35 protein-coding genes, 1 tRNA gene and 4 pseudogenes are annotated in these 26,877 nt (G+C 36.9%); 15 read left to right on the top strand and 25 right to left on the bottom strand.

Going from position 1 to position 26,877, the window contains the following annotated elements; translation table 11 throughout:
- Positions 1–21: 21 nt before the first annotated feature.
- The 8 genes and pseudogenes from AC6H0A_RS02650 to fnr form a co-directional block, all read right to left on the bottom strand.
- Positions 22–1,143 carry a restriction endonuclease subunit S gene (locus AC6H0A_RS02650; RefSeq protein WP_497512656.1) on the bottom strand — a complete coding sequence of 374 codons (1,122 nt, stop codon included), beginning with the start codon at positions 1,141–1,143 and terminating at the stop codon, positions 22–24.
- A gap of 35 nt (positions 1,144–1,178) precedes the next feature.
- On the bottom strand, positions 1,179–3,209 hold the full coding sequence (locus AC6H0A_RS02645) for an HsdM family class I SAM-dependent methyltransferase (RefSeq protein WP_005641405.1): 2,031 nt from the start codon (positions 3,207–3,209) through the stop codon (positions 1,179–1,181).
- 250 nt (positions 3,210–3,459) lie between these two features.
- The gene (gene trpA / locus AC6H0A_RS02640; protein WP_005641403.1) at positions 3,460–4,269 is read right to left on the bottom strand and encodes a tryptophan synthase subunit alpha; all 810 of its coding nucleotides are present in this window, start codon (positions 4,267–4,269) and stop codon (positions 3,460–3,462) included.
- Positions 4,269–5,465 carry a tryptophan synthase subunit beta gene (trpB, locus tag AC6H0A_RS02635; RefSeq protein WP_179230948.1) on the bottom strand — a complete coding sequence of 399 codons (1,197 nt, stop codon included), beginning with the start codon at positions 5,463–5,465 and terminating at the stop codon, positions 4,269–4,271. Before trpB ends, trpA begins: the two co-directional genes overlap by 1 nt.
- Positions 5,466–5,482: 17 nt before the next feature.
- Positions 5,483–6,240: pseudogene (locus AC6H0A_RS02630) on the bottom strand (SDR family oxidoreductase).
- 139 nt (positions 6,241–6,379) lie between these two features.
- Entirely contained in the window at positions 6,380–7,216 is an 837-nt protein-coding gene (locus tag AC6H0A_RS02625) for a DUF4198 domain-containing protein (protein WP_005641397.1), read from the bottom strand.
- A gap of 197 nt (positions 7,217–7,413) precedes the next feature.
- A complete protein-coding gene (uspE, locus tag AC6H0A_RS02620) occupies positions 7,414–8,343 on the bottom strand; it encodes a universal stress protein UspE (protein ID WP_179230950.1) in 930 nt (309 codons plus the stop codon).
- A 133-nt stretch (positions 8,344–8,476) separates the two neighbouring features.
- Entirely contained in the window at positions 8,477–9,250 is a 774-nt protein-coding gene (gene fnr, locus AC6H0A_RS02615) for a fumarate/nitrate reduction transcriptional regulator Fnr (protein ID WP_005641391.1), read from the bottom strand.
- Positions 9,251–9,535: 285 nt separating this feature from the next.
- On the opposite strand from fnr, the gene AC6H0A_RS02610 reads away from it, so the two are divergent.
- A tRNA-Leu gene (locus tag AC6H0A_RS02610) sits at positions 9,536–9,621 on the top strand.
- 31 nt (positions 9,622–9,652) lie between these two features.
- Here AC6H0A_RS02610 and AC6H0A_RS02605 read toward each other — a convergent pair.
- From AC6H0A_RS02605 to AC6H0A_RS02540, 14 genes and pseudogenes are all read right to left on the bottom strand, one after another.
- Positions 9,653–10,744, bottom strand: a complete 1,092-nt coding sequence (locus tag AC6H0A_RS02605) for a tyrosine-type recombinase/integrase (protein WP_005641388.1) — start codon at positions 10,742–10,744, stop codon at positions 9,653–9,655.
- 308 nt (positions 10,745–11,052) lie between these two features.
- Positions 11,053–11,436, bottom strand: coding sequence for a hypothetical protein (locus AC6H0A_RS02600; protein WP_005641383.1), 384 nt, complete (start codon positions 11,434–11,436; stop codon positions 11,053–11,055).
- Positions 11,433–11,624, bottom strand: a complete 192-nt coding sequence (locus tag AC6H0A_RS02595; RefSeq protein WP_253181199.1) for a hypothetical protein — start codon at positions 11,622–11,624, stop codon at positions 11,433–11,435. The genes AC6H0A_RS02600 and AC6H0A_RS02595 overlap by 4 nt, the downstream gene beginning before the upstream one ends.
- Before the next feature lie 19 nt (positions 11,625–11,643).
- On the bottom strand, positions 11,644–11,847 hold the full coding sequence (locus AC6H0A_RS02590) for a hypothetical protein (protein WP_044232677.1): 204 nt from the start codon (positions 11,845–11,847) through the stop codon (positions 11,644–11,646).
- Positions 11,848–12,080: 233 nt separating this feature from the next.
- The gene (locus AC6H0A_RS02585) at positions 12,081–12,782 is read right to left on the bottom strand and encodes a DNA-binding protein (protein WP_497512375.1); all 702 of its coding nucleotides are present in this window, start codon (positions 12,780–12,782) and stop codon (positions 12,081–12,083) included.
- 11 nt (positions 12,783–12,793) lie between these two features.
- On the bottom strand, positions 12,794–13,429 hold the full coding sequence (locus AC6H0A_RS02580; RefSeq protein ID WP_005641376.1) for a hypothetical protein: 636 nt from the start codon (positions 13,427–13,429) through the stop codon (positions 12,794–12,796).
- A 1-nt stretch (position 13,430) separates the two neighbouring features.
- Complete coding sequence (locus AC6H0A_RS02575) at positions 13,431–13,868, bottom strand: hypothetical protein (protein WP_253181224.1); 438 nt, start codon at positions 13,866–13,868, stop codon at positions 13,431–13,433.
- Entirely contained in the window at positions 13,834–14,127 is a 294-nt protein-coding gene (locus AC6H0A_RS02570; RefSeq protein WP_253181225.1) for an ATP-binding protein, read from the bottom strand. Before AC6H0A_RS02570 ends, AC6H0A_RS02575 begins: the two co-directional genes overlap by 35 nt.
- Positions 14,128–14,137: 10 nt before the next feature.
- A pseudogene (locus AC6H0A_RS02565) lies at positions 14,138–14,515 on the bottom strand (siphovirus Gp157 family protein); the annotation flags it as partial.
- A 142-nt stretch (positions 14,516–14,657) separates the two neighbouring features.
- Positions 14,658–14,855, bottom strand: coding sequence for a hypothetical protein (locus tag AC6H0A_RS02560; RefSeq protein WP_044232675.1), 198 nt, complete (start codon positions 14,853–14,855; stop codon positions 14,658–14,660).
- 12 nt (positions 14,856–14,867) lie between these two features.
- Entirely contained in the window at positions 14,868–15,161 is a 294-nt protein-coding gene (locus tag AC6H0A_RS02555; RefSeq protein ID WP_005641370.1) for a hypothetical protein, read from the bottom strand.
- Positions 15,158–15,481 (bottom strand): hypothetical protein, encoded by a 324-nt coding sequence (locus AC6H0A_RS02550; RefSeq protein WP_005641368.1) that lies wholly within the window; start codon positions 15,479–15,481, stop codon positions 15,158–15,160. The genes AC6H0A_RS02555 and AC6H0A_RS02550 overlap by 4 nt, the downstream gene beginning before the upstream one ends.
- 129 nt (positions 15,482–15,610) lie before the next feature.
- A complete protein-coding gene (locus tag AC6H0A_RS02545; RefSeq protein ID WP_005641709.1) occupies positions 15,611–16,414 on the bottom strand; it encodes a DUF2303 family protein in 804 nt (267 codons plus the stop codon).
- Positions 16,415–16,423: 9 nt separating this feature from the next.
- Entirely contained in the window at positions 16,424–16,645 is a 222-nt protein-coding gene (locus AC6H0A_RS02540) for a YfdP family phage-associated protein (RefSeq protein WP_497512371.1), read from the bottom strand.
- A 412-nt stretch (positions 16,646–17,057) separates the two neighbouring features.
- Here AC6H0A_RS02540 and AC6H0A_RS02535 point away from each other — a divergent pair, with 412 nt between their 5' ends.
- Positions 17,058–17,582, top strand: coding sequence for a hypothetical protein (locus AC6H0A_RS02535; protein ID WP_005641707.1), 525 nt, complete (start codon positions 17,058–17,060; stop codon positions 17,580–17,582).
- Positions 17,583–17,978: 396 nt separating this feature from the next.
- Positions 17,979–18,281, top strand: coding sequence for a hypothetical protein (locus tag AC6H0A_RS02530; protein WP_044232847.1), 303 nt, complete (start codon positions 17,979–17,981; stop codon positions 18,279–18,281).
- Between the two features lie 174 nt (positions 18,282–18,455).
- On the opposite strand, the gene AC6H0A_RS02525 is transcribed toward AC6H0A_RS02530, so the two are convergent.
- From AC6H0A_RS02525 to AC6H0A_RS02515, 3 genes are read right to left on the bottom strand one after another with little or no spacing between them, the layout of a single operon-like run.
- Positions 18,456–19,220, bottom strand: coding sequence for a DUF1828 domain-containing protein (locus tag AC6H0A_RS02525; RefSeq protein ID WP_005641704.1), 765 nt, complete (start codon positions 19,218–19,220; stop codon positions 18,456–18,458).
- Entirely contained in the window at positions 19,217–19,756 is a 540-nt protein-coding gene (locus AC6H0A_RS02520; RefSeq protein ID WP_005641702.1) for a hypothetical protein, read from the bottom strand. The genes AC6H0A_RS02525 and AC6H0A_RS02520 overlap by 4 nt, the downstream gene beginning before the upstream one ends.
- Positions 19,757–19,809: 53 nt before the next feature.
- Positions 19,810–20,508 carry a LexA family transcriptional regulator gene (locus AC6H0A_RS02515; RefSeq protein ID WP_005641699.1) on the bottom strand — a complete coding sequence of 233 codons (699 nt, stop codon included), beginning with the start codon at positions 20,506–20,508 and terminating at the stop codon, positions 19,810–19,812.
- Between the two features lie 108 nt (positions 20,509–20,616).
- Here AC6H0A_RS02515 and AC6H0A_RS02510 point away from each other — a divergent pair, with 108 nt between their 5' ends.
- The 12 genes and pseudogenes from AC6H0A_RS02510 to tnpA all read left to right on the top strand — a co-directional run bounded on the left by AC6H0A_RS02510 (position 20,617) and on the right by tnpA (position 26,788).
- A complete protein-coding gene (locus tag AC6H0A_RS02510; protein WP_005641697.1) occupies positions 20,617–20,805 on the top strand; it encodes a transcriptional regulator in 189 nt (62 codons plus the stop codon).
- Positions 20,806–20,892: 87 nt separating this feature from the next.
- Entirely contained in the window at positions 20,893–21,297 is a 405-nt protein-coding gene (locus AC6H0A_RS02505; protein ID WP_253181221.1) for a YmfL family putative regulatory protein, read from the top strand.
- A 50-nt stretch (positions 21,298–21,347) separates the two neighbouring features.
- Entirely contained in the window at positions 21,348–22,043 is a 696-nt protein-coding gene (locus AC6H0A_RS02500) for a phage antirepressor KilAC domain-containing protein (protein ID WP_005641694.1), read from the top strand.
- A complete protein-coding gene (locus AC6H0A_RS02495) occupies positions 22,040–22,465 on the top strand; it encodes a replication protein (RefSeq protein WP_070047049.1) in 426 nt (141 codons plus the stop codon). The genes AC6H0A_RS02500 and AC6H0A_RS02495 overlap by 4 nt, the downstream gene beginning before the upstream one ends.
- Positions 22,450–22,902 (top strand): conserved phage C-terminal domain-containing protein, encoded by a 453-nt coding sequence (locus tag AC6H0A_RS02490; protein ID WP_070047048.1) that lies wholly within the window; start codon positions 22,450–22,452, stop codon positions 22,900–22,902. Before AC6H0A_RS02495 ends, AC6H0A_RS02490 begins: the two co-directional genes overlap by 16 nt.
- A complete protein-coding gene (locus AC6H0A_RS02485) occupies positions 22,899–23,534 on the top strand; it encodes a replication protein P (protein ID WP_005641692.1) in 636 nt (211 codons plus the stop codon). The genes AC6H0A_RS02490 and AC6H0A_RS02485 overlap by 4 nt, the downstream gene beginning before the upstream one ends.
- A gap of 105 nt (positions 23,535–23,639) precedes the next feature.
- Complete coding sequence (locus tag AC6H0A_RS02480) at positions 23,640–24,113, top strand: hypothetical protein (RefSeq protein ID WP_144064303.1); 474 nt, start codon at positions 23,640–23,642, stop codon at positions 24,111–24,113.
- Positions 24,114–24,167: 54 nt separating this feature from the next.
- Positions 24,168–24,525, top strand: a pseudogene (locus tag AC6H0A_RS02475) (DUF968 domain-containing protein).
- Positions 24,526–24,613: 88 nt separating this feature from the next.
- The gene (locus AC6H0A_RS02470) at positions 24,614–24,970 is read left to right on the top strand and encodes a RusA family crossover junction endodeoxyribonuclease (protein WP_005641691.1); all 357 of its coding nucleotides are present in this window, start codon (positions 24,614–24,616) and stop codon (positions 24,968–24,970) included.
- The gene (locus AC6H0A_RS02465; protein ID WP_005641690.1) at positions 24,964–25,338 is read left to right on the top strand and encodes an antiterminator Q family protein; all 375 of its coding nucleotides are present in this window, start codon (positions 24,964–24,966) and stop codon (positions 25,336–25,338) included. Before AC6H0A_RS02470 ends, AC6H0A_RS02465 begins: the two co-directional genes overlap by 7 nt.
- A 323-nt stretch (positions 25,339–25,661) precedes the next feature.
- Positions 25,662–26,037, top strand: a pseudogene (locus AC6H0A_RS02460) (DUF4760 domain-containing protein).
- A gap of 286 nt (positions 26,038–26,323) precedes the next feature.
- Positions 26,324–26,788 carry an IS200/IS605 family transposase gene (gene tnpA, locus AC6H0A_RS02455; protein WP_005639541.1) on the top strand — a complete coding sequence of 155 codons (465 nt, stop codon included), beginning with the start codon at positions 26,324–26,326 and terminating at the stop codon, positions 26,786–26,788.
- Positions 26,789–26,877 lie beyond the last annotated feature (89 nt).

Here is a 26,877-nt window from a genome sequence, read left to right as displayed (position 1 = left end):
AAATTGTTAGAAAAGACGAAATTACTCGCCAATCACACTTTGATAAGCTGATAACTCACGATCAGCGTATTTGACAACATCGGCGATAACTAATTTCTTAACAGCTGAACCGAGCGTTTTCATTAACGCATAATCAGGAACGTTATTTTTTGTCGGTAAACTAATATTTAATTCATCGGCATCTTTGGCATAAAAGTTTTTAGCATAACTAAACTGACCTGCATTAGAAACTTTATGAATTGCTGATGTTAAAAAACAAACAGCCTCTTTGGCTAATTTATCACAATGAACTACCGCAATATGATCATCTGCACCATATTGATAATTTCGATATTTTGCTGATCCGAACATATCGATAGTGATTGTATTCGCTTTAAAAACTTCGACATCATTTCCAATAAACGCAGAAATGCCAGTATCATTTTCGCCAGCTGTAACAAAAGGTAAACCGCCAGAAATTCTATCCGCACTTTTTAATCGTTTACCTCGAGTTGCTTTGCCAAATAATTTTTCAATATTAAATATTCCCCATTCAACGTTATCCAAATCATCTATTGCTCGTTGTTCTTCTTCGGTCAATGTATAGTTTGATAGCCCTGTTACTTTTAAATAGCCTTGCAGTTCCTGCAACCGTTCCGCTTGCAGTTCCTGCAACCGTTCCGCTTGCAGTTCAGTGATGAACTCCTGAATATAGTTCAAATCAACTTTATTATTTTTGAACGGTAAAAAGAATTCTGATTTATTAAATGTATCTTCAAAATCTCTTACCAACCCCCCCTGATAAACTGTCTGAAATTTATTCAAAATAGTAATAAAATACTGAGCTACCCAACAATTAAACAGAGGTAACTTATCCTCTTTAGGATAAAGAGTTTTTGTAAATTGCCCTGAATAGAAATCTTTTTCCATATAGAAAAACTGCATTCCTAGCATTCCAACTGTTAAACAATTGCCTTTTATCTTATTTTCTTCATTCAGATATTCCACATACCCAGCAATACCATTATTTAGAACTGTTCGAGTAAAATATGGATATTCACCTTTGTCAGAGAAAACAAAACTGTCTTTATTTAATTGTGGGTTGCTTTTAACCTCAAAAAGTTCTCCTGCTAATACTTTTTCAAAACAGCCACCGTTATCAATAAATTCTTTTTCTAATCTATCTAAACGATGGCTTGTTATTTTCCCAAGTTATTATCTTCTCCTTTTACTAGAATTTTGGACACTTCCCACGCTAAATAATCGGCAACGGTTTTCTTAAAATCAGCAAGAGTAGGTTTCGTATCAATTTTTTTGTGTTGAGTGAAATTCCAATCATTTCCTTCAAGCGTAATAAAATCTTCTACATAAATATCTGCTAAATTCCATAAATCAGGGGTAACTTTTGCATTTTTCCCTGCTTTATAAATTTTAAGCATATCCGCATAACGTTCTACAGGGTGGTCAATTTCACTTAGGCTACGTTCAGTCCGTTTATAGCCATCATTAGAAAAATCAATAAATTTCACGATATTATCAATATCGTGAGGTTTATGAGCTTCAAAAATATAGATACTGGTTTGTACGCCTGCCATTGGTTGAAATAAATCCGTCGGCATTTTAATGGAGGCTAATAAACTATGCTTTTTCAATATTTTTTGATTCGTCGAAACCGCTTTTCCTGAACCTGCAGAATCTTGAATAATAATTGCGCCTAATCCACCTTTTTCCATTTTATCCAAACCATAGGCAATAAATGGCATACCATTTTCATCATAAGAAAATGGAGGATTTAGCAAAATTCTGTCTGCTTTAAAATTAGTAAACAAGCTATCAGGGCGATTAAATGCGCTGCCTTTTTCGATTTTACTTGAACCATCGCCACGTAAAATCATATTTGTTGCAGCTAAAGTGTACATTTCCGCATTTAGTTCTACACCTAATAATTGATTTTGCTTAATTTGAGTAATTAATTCATTTGCTTTTGTTGTGCCTTTGCCAAATTGTTTTTGGGCATCATCAATCATTAATTCCATCGCTGAAATCAGAAAGCCTGCCGATCCCGTTGCTAAATCCATCACTCTATTTGATGAATTAATACCTAAAATTTGAGCCATTAGTTTGGTCACATAAGGGGGCGTTAAAACAATGCCTAGTTCTTTTCCGTCCCCTAACGCATATTTTAGAAATTCAGAATAAAGTTCGCCCATCATATCAATATGCCCACCGAAACCATCGATAGATTTAAAGATATTTTCATAAATAAAGGTAAAAACCTGCTTATTTGTACTTGATGGCTTACTTAACAATTTTGCGACTTCTTTGTCATTTTCCATCGGCTCGTCGCGCTGTTCATCTTTTGATATTTGAGAAAAAGAAGACAACATCAACTGATATTTTTGTTCACTAATGCCACGAGATTTTAAAAATTCTTCAATTTGATCGGTAATTAATTTACCATCTCTCGATTTTTCTAATTTTGAGCCAATAAGATCATCAGGGATAAGTCCCTCGCCTAAGATATTCCCGTCTTTATCTCGAATATCTTGCATTGAAAGTAGCATACCCGAGACATAAAGCACGCGTTGTGCTGCAGTGATATTATGATTGTGCATTAAGCGATTTAATTTTTTCGCATAAATGCGTAACTCTTCTTGGCTAGAAATTAAGATTTTATGTTTTTCTTCTTCACTTAAAATCGCCGATTTATAGAACGCTTCAAATGTTGCTTGATTTTCTAAGAAATCAAAGGTATTACAAGCGTCAATTTTTTTATAGGCTTTTTCACTTGCCCCGAATACATAATAAACATCAATACTGATATTTTCGCTGTCATCTCCCGCAACACCAATCGCTACAACTTCGTGATATTTCTCACTGGAAATCATATTTTGAGCATAATATAACGCACCGTTTACCGCATAATTTGCAATGGATTTTTCATCAAACTTTAAACCACTCTTAGTTTCTGCTTTGAGTTTTTTCAAACCTAATTTATTTTCAATAATAATGGGAATGCGATAACCTTCGAGATGAAAATCTGGTTTACCAAAATTGGTTTTATTTTTCGTTTTTGCTGAACCTCTTAATGCCTCTTTTAAATAATCTGACATTGCTGATTCTTCATTAAAATCTTTGAGTTTTTCTAAACCAAGTGAAGTTAATTTTGCTTTTACAAAATCGTTAATATCCGATTCTAATTTATAATTTTGAGTGGAGGATTTAGTCATTTAATCCTCCATATTGATAAGATAGAGAGATGAACGCAGTGAGATTTTTTGAAAAATTTACAATTTTTTGCTTGCAATTAACGTTAAGTTTGTGCAGTGCAGTGCAGTGCAGTGCAGTGCAGTGGCATTTTTTCGTCCTTAATTTATGAATGTCAATAAAATTTTGAAATTATAAAGAAAAAACGGCTAAATTTCCTTAATCTTGTGATTCAAACCAGAAAATTTAACCGCTTGTTTTTCTTTACTTAATTTAGCCTTTGGTTGCTTGTTTCATTTCTCTTACAAACGCACCAAGTTCTTCGAGCAATTTCGGCTGATTATCTAAATTTCGCTCAATAATTTTTACTGTTGCCGAACCTGAAATCGCACCTGCAGCGCCCAAAGACAACGCTTCTTTAACTTGCTCTGGTTGAGCAATGCCGAAGCCTTGTAAAATTGGTGGGGCATTATGGGCTTTAAGCTGTTCTACAAGGGTGTCCAAATTTGCTGCATGGGCTTGATTTTCAGCACTGGTTACGCCTGCGCGTGAGACTAAATAGGTATATCCTTCGCTATTTTGTGCTACACCTTGGATCGTTTTCTCGTCCGCATTTGGCGGGCAAATAAATACTGGTTGAATGCCGTGTTTTTTAGCTGCTTGTACATAATCTTCTTTTGCGAGTAACGGAATATCTGCCACAAGCACAGCATCAATACCGACTTCTGCACAACGTTGATAAAAATCGTCTAGGCCTTTGGCAAAAATTAAATTGGCACAAAGTAATAAGCTAATCGGAATCTCTGGATATTTTGACCGCACTTTTTCTAATAACTTAAAGCTATCTTCAGTACTATGACCTGCAGTTAAAGCTCGATTATTCGCAGCTTGAATAACGGGGCCATCGAGTAATGGATCGGAAAAAGGAAAACCAAGCTCTAAAGCATCTGCGCCGTTATCCACAAGCGTACAAATAATGTCAAAAGAGCAGTCAAAAATAGGGTCACATAAGGTGACGAAAGGAACAAATGCCCCTTCATTTTTTGCTTTAAGCGCAGCAAATTGAGTTTCAAAACGGCTCATTATTTCATTCCTTTTTCTGTCAAAATTTTATCTACGGTGAAAATATCTTTATCACCACGGCCAGATAGATTCACGACTAAAATTTGTTCTTTATTAGGTTCTTGATGAATCATTTTTAAGGCTTGAGCAAGAGCGTGTGAGCTTTCTAATGCAGGAATAATGCCTTCATGTTTAGCTAACTCTTGAAAAGCATTCAATGCTTCATCATCAGTAATACTTGGATATTCTGCTCGTCCAATACTTTGTAAATAAGCATGTTGAGGCCCAACAGAAGGGAAATCTAACCCAGCTGAAACAGAGTAGGATTCCTCTACTTGACCATCTTCAGTTTGCATTAAAGGGGATTTCATCCCGAAATAAATGCCAACTTTTGCATGACCTAATGGTGCGCCATGTTCACCACTTTCAATGCCTTTCCCCGCAGGCTCAACGCCAATCAAACACACATTTGGTTCATCAATAAAATCAGTAAACATACCAATTGCGTTAGAACCACCGCCAACAGCTGCAATCACTGCATCAGGTAAGCGACCTTCTCGTTCGAGAATTTGGCGTTTAGTCTCAATCCCAATCATTTTTTGAAATTCTCTTACAATCGTCGGGAAGGGGTGAGGACCTGCAGCGGTTCCAAGTAAATAATGGGTGGTTTCGTAGTTTGCTGACCAATCACGCATCGCTTCACAGCACGCATCTTTCAATGAGCAAGAACCTTTTTGTACAGGAATCACTTCTGCGCCCATCAAACGCATACGGAAGACGTTTGGTGATTGACGTTCTACGTCTTTTGCACCCATATAAACACGACAAGGCATATCTAACATTGCACAAGCAAGCGCTGTTGCCACACCATGTTGGCCTGCACCGGTTTCTGCGATAATACGTGTTTTACCCATACGTTTCGCTAATAAAATTTGACCTAATACTTGGTTAGTTTTATGGGCACCGCCGTGTAATAAATCTTCACGTTTAAGATAGATTTTCGCTTTAGTACCTTTTGTTAGGTTGCGACAAAGGGTAAGTGCGGTCGGTCTTCCGGCATAATTTTTGAGTAAATCTTGAAATTCACATTGGAATTCAGGATCGTCTTTCGCTTCGACAAAGGCTTTCTCAAGCTGTTTAAGCACTGGCACGAGTATTTCTGGTACATACATACCACCAAACTCGCCAAAATAGGGATTTAAAAGAGTCTCTGACATTGTGTTTCCTTATTATTTTAATTTGAATTTCTTGCCACATTTAGTGGTGCAAAAGTTTGTGCAGTTGGCATCACTTCAATGCGATTAATATTAACGTGTTCTGGTTGTTGGTTTAGCCATAAAACCATATTCGCAATACTTGTGGCGTAACGTATTGCACATTTTCATAGAGTTTTTCTGCTCGTTCATTATCACTTTTAAAACGCACATTAGAAAATTCTGTGCCGCCACAAAGCCCTGGTTCTACGCTAGTAACACGGATATTTTTACCCGCCAAATCTGCACGTAAATTTAAGCTGAACTGTGTCACAAAAGCCTTTGTACCACCATATACGTTACCGCCTGGGTAAGGGTAGGTGCCTGCAATTGAACTTAAATTAATAATATGGCCCGTATTTCTTTCGACCATTTGAGGCAAAACGAATCGAGTAATATTCACCAATCCTTTAATATTGGTATCAATCATTTGTTCCCAATCATCAAGATTTGCTTTATCGGCAGATTCTAAGCCAAGAGCCAATCCTGCGTTATTAACAAGTAAATCAATATTTTCCCATTGTGTAGGTAAAGATTTAATTGCTTCTTGAGTGGCTAGTCGATCAGATATATCGAAAGCAAGGGGCAGAAATTTTTCACCCAATTCAGCTTTTAGTGAAGTTAAACGTTCGGTACGACGGCCAGTACCAATTACAAAATATCCGGCTTGAATAAGCGTTCTACAGATTGCAGTACCAAATCCTGCAGTAGCACCAGTAATAAGGGCAATTTTAGACATCATTCTCTCCTTTTTATTTACGATATTCTTATACTACTACACTAGTACAAAAAAATATAGGAGTTTATGAAGAAATTTGAAGAAAAAGAAAGGAAAATAAAGCACAAAAGTGCGGTGAAATTCAACCGCACTTTCAAAATTAATGATGATGGTGTTCTGGTTTTGCTGGTAGTTTAGCTAATCCTTTACCAACTGGTAAAATTAATGTGCTATAGCTTGCAGATTGCTGACAAATTTGTTGATCTGCAAATGGTGTTTTATGAATAACTTTAATTTTCCAAATCCCATCAATTAATGGAATGATATTTACACGTCCTTGACTATCTGTTTTACCTGAAAAACCTTGTGGTTCACGATGGCTTGTACTTGCTTCAAGATCTTTCACGACAATAGTATCAGCCGTTGCAATTACAGTTTCGCCTGCTAATGGCTGATCTTGGTAGAAAATTTGAACAGGGAACGGTTCACCTGATTTCATTTTGCTTGGATCACGCAGAGGAACAATTTCAAGTGGTAAACCGACTCTTGTCATTGCCATTTCTGCATTTAATGGCTTTTTCCCTACAGTAATAAGACTTTTACCAAACATTTGAGTTTGTTCGCAATAAGTTGGATTTTCTAATCCTTTCAAATTATCCATTTTCCAACCTTCAGCATTTTGTGACCAAAATGTTGGTTTATAAGTCGCTGTCACCCAATAAGAGCCATCAGACAATGTTTTCTCTGATTGATATTGATAGTTTTCACCTTTTTGAACTAAGGTTTGTTTTTCACCATCTTGATGAATAATTTCCATTGGTGCAAAAATTTTCAAACGTGCTTCAGGAATTTTTTCTACGTAAGGGTAGTCTCCATAAGCTAATTCTGCTTTTAATACAGAACCTGATGCTAATTTTGCAGGCGCTTGAACCCAAACTTCATGAGCTTGCGCTGCACCAGCTAAAACCAATAAACTTGCAATTAATGTTTTTTTCATACCTTTCCTTAATAAAAATAGAGGTGAGCATTTATAAAATGAGCGCGAATATTAAATGAAAATAACTATCATTTAAATGATAATTTAGAGAAAATTTGAAATTTGTGATCTAGATCACAAAAAAATCTATATAAAGCATATAAAAAATTCCCTAAATACTTAGTACTTAGGGAATGTCTAAATGTAGATGGTTGTTATTAATCGTCTTTTTTAGATGGCTTAATACCTAATAAATTACAACTTAATTTACTAATCACATGTTCCGCAGTATTACCCAATAACGCAGCAGACAAACCTGTACGGCCAACTGTACCTAAAATCACTAACTCTGCTTCAATTTCTTTTGCGACTTCAGGAATCACTTCTTCAGGGAAACCTTCACGAACATGAGTGTGGTCTTCACTAATCCCAAATTTTTGACGCAATGCTTTCATATTAATGAGATGTTGACCACGAATACCGTTTTCATAGCCTGAAGTATTAAATTCTGGTAAATCAATCGCCATATTGATTGGAGCAGAAGGGTAGGCTGCAACTAAGTGAACATTGCCACGATTTAGATTTTCAGCGAGTGACATTCCTGTTTCCACTAATTCTTGATTAAATTCATCTTGATAGTCTTGCTCACCAGAAACATTTACCGCCACAAGAATACGGCGTTGATGTTTCCAATCGCCATCGCGAACCATCAAAACAGGAACGGGGCATTTACGAAGAAGCTGCCAATCCACTGGTGTGAAAATAAGTGAGGTAAAACTTTCTTCATCTTTAGTATATTTCACCACAAGATCATAACTGTTGCCTTCGACTTCTTCTTTAATCGCCTCAGCTTCATTGCTATTCCAGACAATGTGAGATTGCAATTCAATTTCAGGATCTGCATATTTATCTAAGTAATATTGAACCGCATGGCGGTGTTTTTCGATTACTTGTTGATGCATTTCTGAACGTTCTTCAGAAGAAAGTAAAGCCGACATTTCATAAGATAAATCATATACAGACAAAAGTGTGGTGATTTTTACCTTAGTTTCATTTTTTTGTTCTTTCACCAAACGCACGGCACGCGCAAGGGCATATTGTTTTTCATTTTCAGGATTGAGAACAACCAGGATATTTTTAAATTTCATAACAACCTCCAAAATTCACCATAGAATAAGAAAGAATCTTTTGAATGGCAAGGTTCGATTTTCAAAAAGGTGATCTAGTGCAAAATTTATTTTTTATTAAAACAAAAAAGGCGTGAAATTTACGCCTTAAAAATTATTCAACTAATGTTATTTTGGTTTTATTCGTGCCAGTTAATTCAATTAAAGCATTGAGATCATTAATTGTAATATATTTTCCTTGCACTGTAAGAACGCCTAGTTTTTGAAAGCGTCCCAATAATCGACTGATAGTTTCAACTGTTAAACCTAGATAGTTACCAATATCGCCACGCGTCATAGTTAAGCGGAATTCTTTAGCTGAAAAACTACGAGCAGAATATCGTTTCGAAAGATTATGAATAAAAGCAGCCAAACGTTCTTCTGCATTCATTTTAGACAGTAACAATATCATTTCTTGATCACTTTTAATTTCATTACTCATTAAACGCAAAATTTGTTGGCGCAATTTTGGCATTTTACCTGCTAAATCATCCAAAATATCATAAGGAATTTCGCATACCATTGCTGTTTCTAAAGCTTGAGCAAAACTAGGATGTTGCATTTGAGTAATGGCATCAAAGCCAACTAAATCACCGGGTAAATGAAATGAAGTGATTTGTTCTTCGCCAGATTCGCTAATCGTGTAGCTTTTAATCGTACCAGAGCGAATTGCATAAATTGAATTGAGGGAATCACCTGCTTTAAAAAGAACTTGTGATTTTTGGATGGGTTTCTTTCGTTCGATAATATTATCAAGCTGATCTAATTCATGTTCGTTCAGCGTAAAAGGAATACAAAGTTGGCTAATACTGCAATCCTGGCAATGAATAGCACAACCTCCCGATTGAACCCGGCGTCCTGCCTTGGTTTCTGCAACGAAATTTTTCATGTAAGCCTCAAATATTTCGAAAAATTAGTGTAAAATTGATCTAACTCAACAATTATACCACTAAATAGTCATTTTAAGAAGAGTAAAGCATTATGGCAGCAGAAAAATTAACAAAAAAACGACTGATTCAGATTTTAATCATGTTATGTATCTTAGTTATTGCATTTGTTTGGCGATATTTTTAAAAAACAGAAAATCCTTTGATTATTTTTAAAACAAATAGATTATTTCTAAAAAATTTTACTTGTCACACATTTATATATACGTATAATTCAACACCATTAAGCCTGGGTGGCGAAATTGGTAGACGCAGCGGATTCAAAATCCGCCGTTGAATAAACGTGTCGGTTCGAGTCCGACCCTAGGCACCAACTTAAGTAAAGTCGTAAATCACGAGGGAAATCAATGATTTACGGCTTTTTTATTTGTGCTTTTTTCGCTAATTTCATCATTTTCCGCAATGATATTTGATGTATCAAATGATGACTTTGACGTAAATTTGACGTGATTTGCGTAGTCTAACAAGTGTTTGGCGTTAAGGTGCGCATAACGCTTAACCATTTCTAATGTTTCCCATCCGCCAAGTTCTTTTAACACCATCAATGGTGTGCCATTTTGAACATGCCAACTTGCCCATGTGTGGCGTAAATCGTGGAATCGGAAATTTTCAATTTTGCAGCGTTTAAGTGCGCGGTTAAAATCGTATTTATCGACTTCACTTATACGTTTTCCTTTTCCTCGATGGAAAACATAAGGTGACATGCGTAAATTGGCTCGTCTTTTCAAAACATCCATAGCCTCGGTGCCCAAGAGTAACGATCTCGCTCTTCCTGATTTTGCAATATCGCTACTTACAATGGCTATTTGTCTCTCAAAATCAATCTTATCCCAAGTAAGAGTAAGAATTTCGCTCGCTCTCGCACCAGTAGCTAGAGCAAATGCACATACATCTTTCATCCAATCCAATTGCATAGCATTGATAAGACCTTGTGCTTTGACTTGGCTTATCCAACGTACTCTTACTTTAGGCTCTTTATTTCTTGGGATATAAGGGATGTTATCGATCCAACCTGATTGCTGTGCAATAGATAGGGCGCGCATAATAGAGGAGCGATAACGATTTTGAGTTGATGGGGAAATTGGCTCTTTTGTCCCTGTTTTATGGGTAGGTAGGGCATTAAGAATATCATCTGTTGTTAAAGAGCTGAGTAAGCGTCCTGCCAATACTTCACGCCAATATTCTACATGGCGAATTTTTGTGGCAAAATCTTTTTGCCCTTGCGATACTTCAAGAAACCGAATTAAGGCCTCCTCAATGGTTCTCTCGGGTTTCTTATTTAGTTTTTCAACTTGCCAAAGCTCGTGTTTTAGTTTGTCATGGTACTCTTGCGCGAGCCGCTTTTCAGTTGTTTTAGCAGAGCATCTAATTCTTTCTCCGCTCGGTGTGGCAATATCGATTTGCCATACGCCGTATTTATTTTTTCTGATCGACATTTTCTATTCTCCACAGAATAATCGCCGACCTGCACATCGCAGTATAGATTATTCTGCTTTTTTTGCGTTGTTCAAGTACTGATTTCTCAACTAACCAAATATTAGATCCCTCCATCTGGAAGAACCCCCATTTATGGCGATGATTGAAAACCGTGCTATAGCTTAGATTAAGTAATTTAGCTGTTTGTTTTATTGTAAGAGTTTGTTCCATCCATATTTCCTCCAATAAAAAACCGCTCATAAGAGCGGTGGTTTGTTAATATTGTTGTGTCTGTTCGGTGTGACAGATTTTGCCGTCACAGTCTTGATTAAGATTTAGGGCGTGCGCCATATACACCATTTTGCTTACCAAGATTTACCACAGGCAACACAGGCACAAGCAGTTTTGCTGTTGTAGGTGTTGTTGATGCGCTGCTGCGGTTTTCATTTATCCAGTCAGCTAATTCACTCCAAGCAGCTAAATCTTTCTTAAAGAATTCATCATTGCGTAGATGATGATATTCTTTGATAAAAAATGTCACTTCGCCCTTAATTTTTTCTCTTGTGTGGCTATCTAGCATAGCCCAATACTCTTTAACATCATGGATGCAGATTAAAACAGGCGTTCCGTTATCGTGTAGGGTGTCTCTAACATAACGGTGCATTAATGTTTGGAATTTATGTAAGGGGAGTTTGATGTTAATTTCATTCATTTTCTCCCTCCTTTTTTCTTATGATGTTTAAAGTGCGGTCGATTTTCTCGGAGTTTTAAATTGTCCTGTCGAATTTGTTCTACTTTAATTCTTAGGCGTTCATTATCGCTTTCAAGCTCTTTAATGCGTCTTGATTTGGCAAGATTTTCATTGCCTAATTTTTCAAAGTGGAATTTGTTATTTTCCATTTCCTTTCGGAGGATTATTCTAGCGAGGGATTTTAGTAGGTTCATTGTTTTCCTTTTTATTAATTTCTTTCTTCTGAGATATAAGTCGTTGGTTTACCTTCATTTTCCGCTCTAAACCAAAATCAGCTTGGATACGCAACCGTTCATTTTCTTTTTTCAGTAAATCAATTTCTTGCTTTAACTGCTCGATTTGTTGCATTAGTATTTTTGCATCTTTGCTCATAATGATTTTTTTGGAGATATAAAAAAGCCGCTAATTAATAGCGGCAGATTTTAAGCATCATCTTCGTAATTAAATTATTTCATCGCATCACGAAGAGCGTTTAGAGAGTTATCTAATTCAGTTGTCACATCGAGGAGTTCATTTAGAGAGCGTTCAACTTTGCCTTTAGCCTGGAAACATGCGAGAATTAATGGTCTAATTTGTTTTTTAAGTACATCTCCATTCGCAATTTCTTATTTTTTTACCTCTGAAAGTTTAAGCAGCTCTTGTGCCATTGCCGCTAACTCTTCTGGGGATTTATGCTCTAATGAGTTGGCTTTTTCTAGGGTTATTGATGTGTCTTTTTTAACGCTCATTTTTTGCTCCTTAATGAGTTTCTTTGGTTGGTAACTGATAGAGTAGATGTTATTTTTATCTACACTATTGTTATTTTGTTTATCAATATAAATAAGCTTTTCGCGTTCTAGTCTAGTAATGATTTTGGCTCTATCTTTTTTAGATAAACTATTTAACTCCGATTGATGTTTGATAGCCTCTTGAAAAGTGATACCCTTTTCTCTGGCGAAAGTAACTAGGCCAAAAAACTTTCTGCCAAAATATTGAAGATGCCGAGGCAAGCAATTATTAATTCGCTTTTGTAGATTCTCTTCATCGGGCACCCAAAAGTGCCGCTCCTCTTTTTTAAAAAGCCCCAGCCTATCATTTGTTACGGCATTGGCACCCCATAATTCAACAGCTTTATTATCTCTAACCACTGCTACTTTAACTGGGTCATCAAATAATCCCAACGTAAATAACTGAGCATTACTGGTAATTATCGCCTTCCATTTCCGTTCAGGCTCGTACCAAGAAACACCAATAAAACCCGATTTACTGTTTTTAGCAAGATCTGTGAAGTACTTTGTTTGTCTCTCTGATAAAGAAAATATTTTCATACTTTCCCCACTCAAAACGGAATATCGTCATCAAACCCACTATTGCTTGATGCAGGCTGTCCTTGTGGGTAGCCAGGTGCGGTGGATTGATAATATTGATGCTGTGCCTGATATTGTTCTTGGCGTGTATTTTTAGCACGGTTATCTTTATCTTTGGCGTGCTCCGTGAGCCACTGAATGCGTTTTGGCTCTTCACCTGCAAGATGTTCAGCTAATGTTTTCCCTGATGCAGCACTAAATGGGCAAGTAATAGAGAAACGGTAGCTTTCTGAGCCATCGTTTTTGGTCGTGAGTTCTTTTTGCAAGAACAGGCCAATGCGTTTATTAGTGAGTTCTGGTGCAATATCATCATTGCCTTGTCGTTTCACCGTCAATTCTTTGACGCATGTAACCCCCATAATCGCCTGGATCATATTTAAGCCACTTGATAAATCATTGCCATCTTTGCCTTTGTAATAGACGGAAAGATAATTACCTAGCATTCCATCATCGGTTTCAATGGAAAATTCGATTGCTTGTGCACCGCCTTGCGATTTGGTGTATTTAGCGGAAAGAATTTTCCCTACGTATGCGCCAGTTTCTGTAATAAAAGCGGGTTGTCCGCCTTTTACTGCTTGCTCTTCGTTGTAAGTGAACATGACTGCCATTTTAGTTTTCTCCTGTGGTTGGTTGTTCGGTTGGTTCTGTTTTTTCTACGGATGTTTCATCCTGTGAGATGCCGTAATAATCGCAGATAATGTCATCAATTAATGCCAAATCATTGTCAATAAATAGCTTATCAAACAAGCCCATCGGGCTTTTTACGGTGTCAGAACCGTTGTTTTGGGTGGAAAATTGGTACACCCCATCTTTCACTGCGGTGCGTAAACAAATAGTAAACATTCCCTCTAAAGTGATTTTTTCATCTAGCATTTTCCCGATAGTTTTAATTTTAGTGCGACCATAATCATCATTTTGTGTATGTGCGAGAATGTACACGCGCTTGTGTGCTGGAAGTTTGGTGGCAAGGTCGCAAATTTTCCATGCGTTCATTCCAATATCGGTGAATTTGTCAAAGCCTTTCCATACCGCGACGCATAAATTCATTCACCATGATGTATTGATAATCGTCAATCACGATAATATCTTGCGGTGCACGCACCATTGCTTTGCATATTTGTTCGGCATTATCAGTGGTGAAAATGTTACCGCCTTTGCCTTTTTCGCACTGTTGCCAACCTTTTGGGCGAAATGGTAGTGGCTTGTGAATGGATTGAATCAGTAAGGTTTTTTTCGGGTCGAAATTGCGTAAACTGGTTGATTTTCCTGTTCCGCTTTCGCCTAAAATTAATGTTGCAATGCTCATTTTTTATTTCCTATCTAATTGTCAGAACTTGACTATCAACCAATTTCGCACCAGGAATTTCTTCCCCTGCTTTTAATCGTGCTTTAATTTCGGTTTTATTTGCTGTGATTTTCACATTAACAAGGGTTTCATCGCAGTTGTTGGCGAGAAATAAATCTTCGTCTAATTGCACCGCACTTTGCTTGCTTTCGCGGTAAGAAATGGTAAACAAAGGACAGTTAATTTTTGCCGTGCCTGTTGCTTCCATGTTGTGTTTGAGGTAGTTTTTAATCTGCTCAATACCGTTTTGGCGTTGCTTTTTCATTGCCTGTAAGCGTTTAATTTCAGCGTCAATCACTTCAATGTCTCCTTCTGTATTTTTAATGACATAGACGACATTCTCCGCTTTTTTGTCAAAATCTTGCTACACTGCATCTAATGCTTTGGCAATGTCAGCGTTATCTGCAAATTCAGGGTTTTCTAGCAATTCTTTGATGTTTTCGAGTTGTTCGGTGATTTCGTAAAGTTTCATCATTTATCCTTAGTTCAATTTAAATTTTGATATACATTTCATCGATAATCTTACGATTAATAACATAATCAGGATTGACGCCTTTTCTAATGGCAGAAAAGAGACGTTTTAATTCAATTATTCCCTTTGGAGTTGGGTGGGGGATTTTAGATAAATCAATTTTGGGTTTGATTTCATCTTCAATATGAACATCTTCTAAATCATCAAAATTAAGCATCTCGCCCCTCCATTAATCAGGGTCATAATCATTCATTCTTTCGTGCAATTCACGCTCGGCGATTTTCTTAATTGCCTCTTGTCTATAAGGCTCATAACTTGCACCGCTACCAATGGCAAGCCAGAAATTATCGTTATCGCACAGCATTTCTGTGAGTTCGTGATAATGCGTTTGGTCGCCTTGTTTTAAATCATTGTCGATTTCCGTGGCGACTTCATCTAAGGCGATTTCATAGCCTGCTTGCCAATCCACTTTACGTTGGTGTGCAGCATCGAGTTGATAGTAGTAATCATCGGAGGGTTTCATTGCTTTTCTCCTAAAGTGAGGTTAATTTCTGCTTGTTTTTGTGCGGTGTAATCCTGCAGTTCTTTTTCTGCTGTGAGTGTGAGATTTGGTGGTAAACATACGCCATTTTCATATATGCCACCTTTCAGTTCACACTGTGTTTCTGCTTGGATTTGTTGGCTTAATTCATTGTCGTGCCAGTCTGTTTGATTGGCTTTTGCACCTAAACTGATAACTGCCGACACGATGATTGCACCAAAGAGACAAGTCATAATTTTTAATGCTTTTTCAGTGCCTTTCATAAAGTAGGTAAAACTGTTTTTAAGTTGATGTTTTTTCATTTTGAACCTCGACTTTGGCGTAAAAAAAGACCGCACTTTTCAGGCGGTCAGTGGAGTAGTGCAATCAGTCTATGCTGATTTTGTCTAGATAGGGTGCCTTTCTTTATGCTTGCAAGGCTCAAGCTTAGTTTAGATTTGCATTGTGCCAACACTGACTGAAATGCTTGTTTCTTTTAAAGCAAGCGTGAGCTTATCCGCAAATTCTTGCGCAATAGATTCTTGGATTTGTTCTGCTTTAATCAAACGAGCTACTAGCATTGGCTTATCACCACCCGTAAGGATTGATAAGCGAAGCGTAAATGCTTGGCTATCTAAGCCCTTGTATGTGTGCGTGTTAAACACAAAATATTTCGGTAGTTGTAACTTGCTTTTCGCTTCTACACTTTCCATCGCTGAACGTGATGCAGCAAACTCCCCAACTTCGTGTTCTTCATTTCTAGCATAATCTAAAGTAATTTTACGCACCGCTTGAATTGCTGAAGTGAATGACATTAATTCATCATCCTCACTGTAAGCAGTGATGAAATCGCGCCAATCTTCAAGCCATTCAGAAAATTCACGCTGATCACATTTTTTACCTTGGAAATCACATAGTGCTTTAAATGCCGACGTTTTTTCCATATTTAAAAGTGCGCGATGATTGGCGTGAAGCGGTTGTTTGAGAGAGCCAATATCAAAGACAATTTCTGCACCAAGATTTTTTTCATCAATAAAACATTGAGCATTTTCTTGCTGATACTGTGCGGCATAAGCAGTAAAACTATCGAAGTTATATGTTGAAAATACGGCACGAAATTGATTGCGGAATTGATTTTGTGATTCCAATGAATGGATTTTCATATCACTTGGCAGAATAGCGATTGGATAATCGCTTTTTCCTACGTGAACACTAGATAAAACAAGTTCTTTAAGTTGTTGTAAATTTTCGTTCATTTAAAGCTCCTATGCTGCTTTTACAATTTTTAAAGTGCCATTTGGTGTTGGCTCTGGTTTTTCAGGCGTTGCATAAAGTGCACCACCTTTATGTACGTACATTGGTGTCGCAGTAGTATCCTCTTCGGAAGATTTCCCGCGTTTTGTAGGTTTGATATAGCTTAGCTTGTGTTGAATTTGAACGGATGGATTATCGCTATCCATTTTCTTTAATGTAAACTCAACCTTCACAGAGCCTTGCTAAATAAGTGTTGTAATGGTTTTGCCATTTCAAAACACACTTCATCTATCATTCGCAACGGTTTCACATGCCGTTGTGTCTCTGTACTAGCAAATGTGTTTTGAAATATCCACATTGGGATATTCGCCTGCTTGAGCTCCACTTTCGGCAACTGCACCGTTTCTCACTGGCTTTGCATGGGCAGACTTTAAACCACAGTGTTATTAAGTAGGTTAGGGCTTTTAATCTAACGACCGCTTAATACCGTTATGCACTGTAATTCTGTAGCCAAATTGTCGAAAATTCAAAACAGGTTAATGATGAGTGCCTTTCTTTATACTTGTAAGGTTCAAGTCCTCATGTATGCGACTACATCGAGGAATATAATGCTCTCTGCGACTACAATTTAATCAGAGGAACATCATGGAAGAGTACGCCAAACTACTTAACACTATATTGACTAAGGTTGTGTTCACTCATATGACTATGTTCTTCGTTTTCTTATTTAGCAGTTTTTACTTTATGCCTCCTGAATTAGCGGCAGATATGGATGCTAAAACCCCGATATTCTTTCCTAATTGGTTTCCTCTTTCCGCTCTTGGTAGTATTATTTTTACGCTACTTTCCACTGGGGCTTGGATTTTACTTTGTAATGGCATAAAGCTTGCTTTTACTAAATTTCACCAAGTTTCCATCACATCCTCGGAATCTGATAAGCTAATTAAGTTGCTCTCCAATCTCTCCGAACTGGAAAAGGAAATTCTTGTATCATCTTGCTTAGGCGAGCAAATTTGGAGTGAGGATTTTAAAACCAAGGTGGCTATTGAGAAGTTGATTAGCCTGAATCTCATTTCGCACTCTTGGGTTTATAATTGCTATGAAGTGAATACATTGATTAAGCCTTTTATCATCAGCGAACTTGATAAACTCACTAAAACCCATCACTAACCTGTTTCAAATTTTTAAAGAACGTTTCAAAGTGTTTTGCTTTGTTGTGGTTAATTCTACTTAAAGTAGATATTTATACAACTAAAATTTGCATAAAGTAGAATTGATTTCTATTAAAAGTAGTATTTATTTAATTTTTAAGTGAAAATATTTTGTTGGTTGCGTTTGGTTGCTTATTTTTTAAGCGGTGGATATTGTAATTTGAGATGCTGATCACGGAATACGTTAATTTTTTTAAGTAGAATGGCCGCACTTTTTAATGGAGGTTATATGAGAAAAATATTTTTAACTGCACTTTCATGTGCTTTACTTATTGGCTGTTCTTCAGCAAATAATGTTTCAAAAATACCTACAGATGTGAAAGGAATGGTATTTAATAATGTAGCATAAACATATATGGAAAGACCGACATCCGCTTATTTAGTTGATTATCCTAATGGCAATCAGTCGATTGAGTATGTGGTGGAGACATATCGCATGAATAATGGAATGGGTGCAAACCTTACCTTAAAAATCCCATCTGAGCATGCAAGCGAGCATTTATCAATACTTAATAAATTCCTAGAATGGAATAAATTAGCAAAATCAAGAAATGACAGTTTTTCAAAAGAAATTGGAATAGCTCCAACAACAAATGGATATAATGTTTATGCGTTCCATTCAGGCAATAATAATACAAATGTTCTTGTTTTTCCTTAACTAATACACCAGGTTGCGGTATAGAAGAAGCTGTATTTAATGTTGATAATGTGAAGAAAATAATCAGAGATGTTAATAAGCTCAAGATAGGAAGTTTAAAACCAGTAGATACATCTATTTATAATTAATAAATGAAACCTAATAAAAAAAACCGCTACGAGGGCGGTTTAATTATTAGGCGGCGATTTTATTAAGCCAAATATCTTTTTCATCGTAGGGTAGAATCTTTGCTGGTGATTGGTTAAAGAGTAGAATAAGTTTATCTAACTGATCGCCTACCGCTTTATCATCAATTACCACATAAGATTCATCATTTGTTTGTGCTGTCGGATTGGTTAGATCCATTATTTTACCAAGAACACCATAAGCGCTACTCCAACTGCCTTTTGCTTTTACGCTGGTTGTGAAGATTTGCTTGGTATGTCGTTCTCCGCCACTTAATACAATAGGGATTGTGATTTGATGACAGCTCAATCCTGATTTTTTCACATCAAATCCTAGGTCTTGGTGGAATCGATGGTGGCGGAAATCAGATTTCACAGTCATTTCGAATTTATCCGATGGAATATTGTACCAATCCATAGCAAGCGTATCTGTAACAATCGCTGCCTGAATCACACGTTGCAAATTATGCGCAAGCATTTCACCGCTTGTTGTCGTGTTGATTTCCGCGCGGTCGTTCAGATTTAATCCGTAACGTTTGAGCGTGCTTTTTATATGGTCTATGCGGTTATTGGTGAGGTTGATTCCACGCCCGTTCATTTCCCACAAGGTTTGCGCGTCGTCGGTTACAGTAAAATGATCTTCTCCAACTTGTTCAATGTATGCCTGAATGACGCTACCATCTTCAAGGGTGAAAGGAGTGTTAATTAAAATCAAATCATCGGCAATAGAATGACATTCATAGCCTAGATTGGATAAGACCGTTCTGCATATCATAATAGCTCCATTTGTCCGTTGTTTGATAATATTGGATGGGGAATATTCCCCACTGCGACAGTATTAAATTTTGCTAAAAAATACCACATTAATTCAATAAAATCACTTGATTTTTGATATTTTTCATCTAGTAAATAGCCTGTTTCCTGATTCTCTTTGCCATGCAGAATATGATAATGAGCGCCACAAATACGGCTTTCTGCGATTGGATTTACTTTGGTTATTCTATTTACATGAACGAGCCTTTCGCCCTGATCTACAGCGAATAATCGTCTGTTTTTATAGAAAGCGATAAAACTCATCGATGGCATTAAATTTTCTCTGCGTGCAGGTCGGTAGGAGAATAAAGCTCTAAGTTGAGGTATTGGCAATTTATCGCTATCAAAGAATGGAAGCCTTAATTCCAGCCAATAAGGGTAGGGTTGATTCTTCTGCTTTCTCTCCCACGTGGCGCGTTGAAAATGAATTTGCTTTTTCATCGCCATAATATGATCGATTTCTTGCTGAGGAATAATAATATCTTCAATGCTTGCCATATTGTTCCTTATGTTGGTTGTTATTAAAGATCAACAATATCCAGTGTTAATGTCTATAGTAAAACCAAATACCAAAACACTTTACCAAGTACTGAAATGTCTTGTAACTCTGCTATTTCGTCAGGGTGCTCTTCACTGTTATAACTGCGGATTTTCACTTGTTCATTAGGCATATTGTAGAGTAGTTTTATTCTCAGCAATCCACCGTGGTTTATTGCGTATATCTTCCCATCTCTAATGGTTTTATTGCCCAAATCAATTCCCACCGTTGTTCCATCTGGAATAACAGGTTCCATAGAGTTACCGTCAGCAATTACACATACCGCATTTTCGTACTGTACACCTTGTTTACGTAGTGTTGATTTTGAAAAACGCAATTTAAAGTTGTTATAATCTACGATGTCATCTGCAAACCCATTACCCGCAGAAAGTCGGACATCTTGATAAAAAGGCACCGCCACTTCATCATTATTTAGTGGTGTATTTCTATCCCACAAATCAAAGAATCCAAGCTCTTTTATGTTTGATGTAACTTTTGTTTCAGTTGAGTCAGTAGAGCCATATTTCAAATAAGCAGGACTAACTCCAAAGTATTCAGCCATAGATTCAATTTTGTCATCTCTTGGTGTGGCTGTTCCAAGCGTATAACGTCTTGCCATTTCATAGGTTACGCCTAAAGCCTTTTGAAGATCTCCTATTCTTTTATTTTTCTGAGCCATTAATTTATTAATTCGGCTTGCTAAATCTGACATATAACCCCCTTATTTCTACTAAAGGTAGAGAATACGTAAATAAAACAGTTGATTCAATTCTATTTTAGGTAGTGTAATTATACTACCTAAAATAGAAAAGAGGTTGAAATGCTACCAATCGAAAAAGCTTATGAAATCGTAGGCGGTATTTCTGCTATGGCTCGGCACTTCAATATCACACCTTGGGCTGTATCAAAATGGCGTGAAAAAGTACCAGCTGAACGCTGTGCAAAGATTGAAGAACTTACTAATGGCAAAGTTAAAAAATCTGAATTACGCCCCGATTTGTGGGATTAATTTATCAGTAAAAATCAAAAAGAAAACCATAAAAATAAGGCAAAAATTATGGCAATGAAACAAACCATTATAGAGATGATTTAACAGATTCCTGGTGGAAAAAGTGCGGTAGCTGGATTCTTGGGATTTACTGAAAGTGAATTAAATAATCGTCTTTATCAAACAAAGGGCCAACGGTTCAAAAATGAAGAGTTAATCGCTATTCAGCTTGAATATGGTTGCACACAATTTATTGAAGAATTATGCCGTGCCGCTGGTGGACGTTTTGTACCAGATACCTGTGCAGATGATTTAGATGCAGTAGAAATGGCAAATATTCAATTACATGAGTTATCAGCTCGTGGATTGTTATTTGAAGCATTAGAAAGAGCACTTGCTGATGGTGAGATTACCAGTAGTGAAGAAGATTTGATCCGCAAGTTATTAAATAAACATTTAGCTGCAACACAACATTCTATTGAATGCGTGATTTCACTTAATAAACGGCAATAAAAAACCACGGCGGCCACCGTGGTTAATTACACTCACAAGGAGTTCACAAGATGAATGAATTATTACCGATTAATGATAAAAATGCAAGTGCATTAACAATGAGCAGTCGAGAAATAACAAAACTTGTTAATTCTAGACATAGTGACGTGTGTAAAAGCATTGAAACACTTATTTCAAAAGGTGTTATTGGGGGGGATCAGCCGAAACCGTACACCCACTCACAGAATGGTCAAATCTACTATGAGTATTTTTTGAATAAGCGCGACACTTATATTTTAGTTGCTCAGTTTTCACCAGAATTTACAGCGGCAGTTATTGACCGTTGGCAAGAGTTAGAAAACCAACAAAATTCGACCGCACTTTTACCGCAAAATTATCTTCAAGCCTTAGAGCAGTTGGTGGCATCAGAGAAAGAGAAACAAGCTTTAGCGTTAGAGAACAAGGCGATGAAACCTAAAGCGGACTTTGTGGATCTTTACGTTGATATTGGCACAACAAAATCATTACGCGAAACGGCAAAAATCTTAAATATGCCAGAGAAAGCGATGATTGCTGCACTAGAGTGTGATAAAGCGTTATATCGTCAATCAGGCAATCTTATTCTATATTCAGACAAACAAAGCCGTGGTTTATTTACTGTAAAAACTGGTACAGCAGAGCACGGTCACAACTTTACACAAACTCGCGTGACATCGAAAGGTATTCAATGGATCGCACAACGTTACGCTTCGGAGTTAATGCTATGAGCAAATTTATCCCTAATTCTTTTCAGATCCCTAATGCTTTTGTAGATGAAGTGATGTTTGCCCTTTCTGGTAACGCTGTAAAAGCCTATTTATTGGTAGCTCGTAAAACGACTGGTTGGCAGAAAGAGAGTGATTTTATTTCTATTGAACAATTCAAACAATTCACTGGCATTAACCGAGACAAAACTATCTATGAAATCCTTAAAGAGCTTGAAGAAGTTGGTTTGATTCGTACTGTTAAAACCGCTGGACGAACGACTGAATTCTATTTAGTGAAAGACCTTCCTAACGTTGAAAATAAACCAGTGGCGGAAAGTGCTACCAGTGGCGAAAAACGCCACCCTACAAAAACAAATAATAAAACAAATATAAATCCCCCCCCTATAGCCCCCCTGTGGAATCTGTGGTGCTGGATTATTTGAACACCGCTTTGGCAAAACTTGCTGAGCAACGTGGCGAACGTAAGCCGAGCGCTTTTAAACTTACCGCCACAACCAAATCAGCCATAGGGGCGCGTTTGGAGGAATTTGATTTAAAAACTTGTCAGCGTGTGGTGGATTATCTTGTTGCGAAATGGGGCTTTGACCACGAAATGCAGGATTATTTACGCCCAAGTACGATTTTTCGCCCAAACAATTTTGCCGAATATGCGGTAATGTCTGAGAGCTGGGAAAATCGAGGAAAACCTCAAATGCGTGATGGCAAATGGGTGCTTGCTGATGGCACGGTGGTGCAAGGCAAATCACACCAAGCGCCAAACCCAGCAAGCCGTAGCACCGATTGGGCGAAAGGCAGACAAATTCAAATTCGCAACCCGCAAGTTGCTAAAAAACTCCGTCAAGCAGGATTAGCACAATGAACGCATTACAACAAACTCAACAAGCAAACCTCGTGGCAAGCGTGGATTTAACGGCTCAGGTTTCTGATTTAGTGAATCAGTTATTTAATCGTCTCTGCACTTACTGCAACCGTTGGCACTATAACTACCCAACAGACGAAGCATTGGAAGAGGCGAAGTTTATTTGGATTGAAGAGTTAGTGAACCATGATGTTTTATCTGTGGATATGTTAGAGCTTGGATTAGCAAGAGTTCGTGCAGCAAGAAATGATTATTTCCCAAACCTATTTGACTTTATTGAATGGTGCAAAATCCCAATGAATTTTCCGTCAGAAGAAGAATTAGCACAGCGTTTAGCAAGCTTTCAACGTTGCGGTATGGCTGATGTGGATAAATTTAAATTCAATTCTACCGTGGAATATTGGTTGATCACTGATTTGTATTGTCGTTGTCGTCGATACACTTGGTCAGTGGAGCAGTTACGCAAAGAAATTAAACAGGCCTTACGCAATATGGCTGATCGTTTAAAAAATGGTGAAGTGTTACCAGAGCCAACTAAACAATTACCATCGCAAGCTACATCAATGCCAGTTTCAAAAGCACGCCAAGCAGAGATTATTGCAAGCATTAAAGGATCGTTGCGGGGGCATTAATGCAAGTATTGTTGTTGACACCATATAAACAATCAGACCTTAGTTTAATGATGTTTAGAATTCCGCAGCAATGCTGCACAAGTAATGACGAAGAGAATGGTGTTAATGCCAGAACTTATTGAGTTACAACATAAGGAATCTGGTGTAGTTAATTGGCAAGGGGCTATTAGTGAAGAATTTCCACCGTTGGTGGTGGATTTCTTAAAAAATAAGGAAGTGCGGTCAAAATTACTTACAAAAAAAGCGTTGATGAATTTTGTGGGCAGTATTAAGCATTGTCAGTTGAGTGATGGTGAATACTGTCATAAAGAATTAACAATTACTCCGCACTTAGACGGTTTTATCAGAACTTGTTGGCACCACGATACAGAAATGCGCAAGGGAAACTATGATGCAGAAAAAGCAACGTTGGTGGTGGAACAAAATATAGAGCAAGCAATCATTGCAAAAATCCAAGTAGATTTAAAACATGCTCGTCCTTTAACAGAATCAGATTTAGTGCTGTATTGTTTTAAGAATGGATTTCAACGTTTATTAAGTGATGCGTTATTAAGAAAGGTTTTTAGTGTTAAAAATTAAGAACGAGATAATAAAGAAAGTTCTACTCGTTTCGAAGATCCTCTTATTTATCACATGGACCGTTTAGATAAAGCCATTTTAAATTTAAAAGCAGATGATGATCCCCCACTTCAATATATGGCAAGACCAAAGCCACAATATATCCGTTCTGAAAAATGGTTACGTTGGGTAAAAACTCAGCCTTGTGTGTGCTGTGGTAAAAGCAGATGATCCACATCATTTAATTGGCCATGGTAATGGTGTGATAGGAAGTAAAGCCGATGATTTGGATTGTATTCCGCTTTGCCGAATTCATCACAATGAATTACATCAAAACGTAAAAGCATTTGAAGAAAAGTATGGTTCACAAATAGAGTTTTGGCATAAGTTCTTTTTATATGCCATCAAGATTGGTGCCTTGGTGGTAGATTGATTCAGTATTCAAGTATTCCTTGATAACTGAACTATCAACTAAAAGATGACAGTTCAAAAAGTGCGGTCTTTTTTAAAGTGAGATTTCTATGACAACGATAACACTTGAATTACCATTTCCACCTTCGGTTAATACTTATTGGCGCAGAGTAAATGGGAAAACGTTAATTAGCGCGAAAGGACGCGCTTATGCAACACAGGTAGCGTGGATGACAAGACGCTCAACAAGATTTCCAGCGGGTATTCGTGCAGCAGTGGTGTTTGAAGCATTTATGCCAGATAGAAGAATGCGTGATTTGGATAATCTTTTTAAATCATTATTAGATGCGTTAGTGAAAGCGGGCGTGTTGGTGGACGATAGTGTTATTGATAATTTGAGAATTGTGCGCAAATGTGTAGTCAAGGGTGGAAAGGTTTTAGTATCGATTAAGGAAATAGTATGTTAGATATTGATGTAATTGTTGTTGAATTCGGTTATTGGGCAACACCAAGATATGAAACAGAATTTTCACGTGTTTCCGCTGGATTCGCAGAAATGAAATGCGATGCACGTTACTCTCATAAATATCGTATTAATCCTATCTCTGATGACCTTGGTTTAAGAATTGATGGTTATCTTGGTATTATACGTAAGTTAACCCCTGAGCTTTATGATGTGTTTGTTTTGACCTACATTAAGCGTTGGGAAAAACAAGAAATATTGACTTATCTACGGATTTCAAAAGCGGAATATTTCAACCGGATAAAAACTGTAAAAACATCTTTAATGCTAATGATTGTGAGTAGTGGGAGTGAACGTATTTGGGTTGTTTAATTTTAAATGTTTTGCAAAAATTATATTGCATAGAGTGGGGTGTAAATTTGTAATACACCCTGTATTTACAAAGCGTGATTAGTGACAGTAATCATTGTTCTTTAACTAAATTTATAGATTTAACTACTAAACTTTAGTAGTTTTTTTAGTCTAAACAGTAGGAGGTAACAATGAAATATTTAGTTTTAAACGAAGGCTGGGAAGTCTAATTGATTTTAATACAGTTGCTGGGCTAGGGACTTGTTTGTTTACAGGTTACCTAGCCTTTTTTTGCATATTCTCAATTAAAAGAATTGCGAAAACAACATAAATAAAAATCAACCATTGATCTACTTATTAGTAATAATACAAACGAGTATTATCGTAAGCGTCGAAAAGCCTATATGAGAATGAGAGATAGTGGAATGAATTTTACAGCTCTGGCGTGTAAATTAGATAAAAAAGCAAAATCTACAGATGAAGAAAGAAGGCATAATTTCATTGTGCTAGATGTGTTTAATTCAATAGAATTTATTTGTGTTGGAATCAAAGAAGATCTTTTTGATGAAGCTGTCTAAAAGAATGAGCGAGAGTAGTGTAATTAAAGACTGGAATACATTAAAGCCATATATTATGGAGCTTAGAAGAGTAAGTGGTGATAATGATAAACTATTTTGTGAATTTGAATGGCTAGCAACAAAATGGATAAATAAGCAATGAATTTAAGATATTTAAAATTTATTGCGTAAAACGCTTGACAGCCTAGACTAAAAGCATATCATATAAGTTATAGTGCTATTTTTGCACGTTACAAACGAAGAATTGATTTTTAAACCCCTGATGGTTCTCCATCGGGGTTTTTTTATTATAGCCAGACCAAAAGTCTGGCTATAAAAACCATACGCTATGCGTATGGAGCCAAATAGCTTAAGCGATGAACAGAAAAAATCCTCGCTATATAATGAACAAAGCTGACAACCAAAATTCAACATATAGGAGGATTATCATGGTAAGTAAAACCAGTGACGATTCAAGTCTATCACACACAAAATGGAACTGTAAGTATCACATTGTATTTATCCCGAAGTATAGAAGAAAAGCAATTTATGGAAAGTTAAGAGCAGATATAGGTCAAATATTGAGGCAGTTATGTGACTATAAAAATGTGGAGATAATAGAAGCGCATGCAATGCCAGACCATATCCATATGCTCTTAAAAATCCCAGCTAAAATATCAGTATCAGGTTTTATGGGCTATCTGAAGGGGAAGTCAGCGCTGATGATTTTTGAAAGACACGCGAACTTAAAATATAGATATGGAAATAGGCATTTCTGGGCGAAAGGATTTTTTGTAAGCACAGTAGGGTTAAATACAAAAGTGGTAGAGGATTATATAAGAAACCAAGAAAAAGAAGATATGGTTCAAGATAATTTATCAACGAAAGAACATGTTGACCCCTTTAAGGGGTAATCAAGGAAATAATTAGACGCGGTTGTCAGTTCTCACAAGCCCCTTGAGGGGCTTGTGAAGTATAGGTCCTTATAGGGGAGCCTAAAAAC

The sequence above is a fragment of the Haemophilus sp. THUN1692 genome (genome assembly GCF_059704395.1).
The sequence above is the reverse complement of the archived record's forward strand: the minus strand, read 5'-3'. Positions and strand labels throughout refer to the sequence as shown.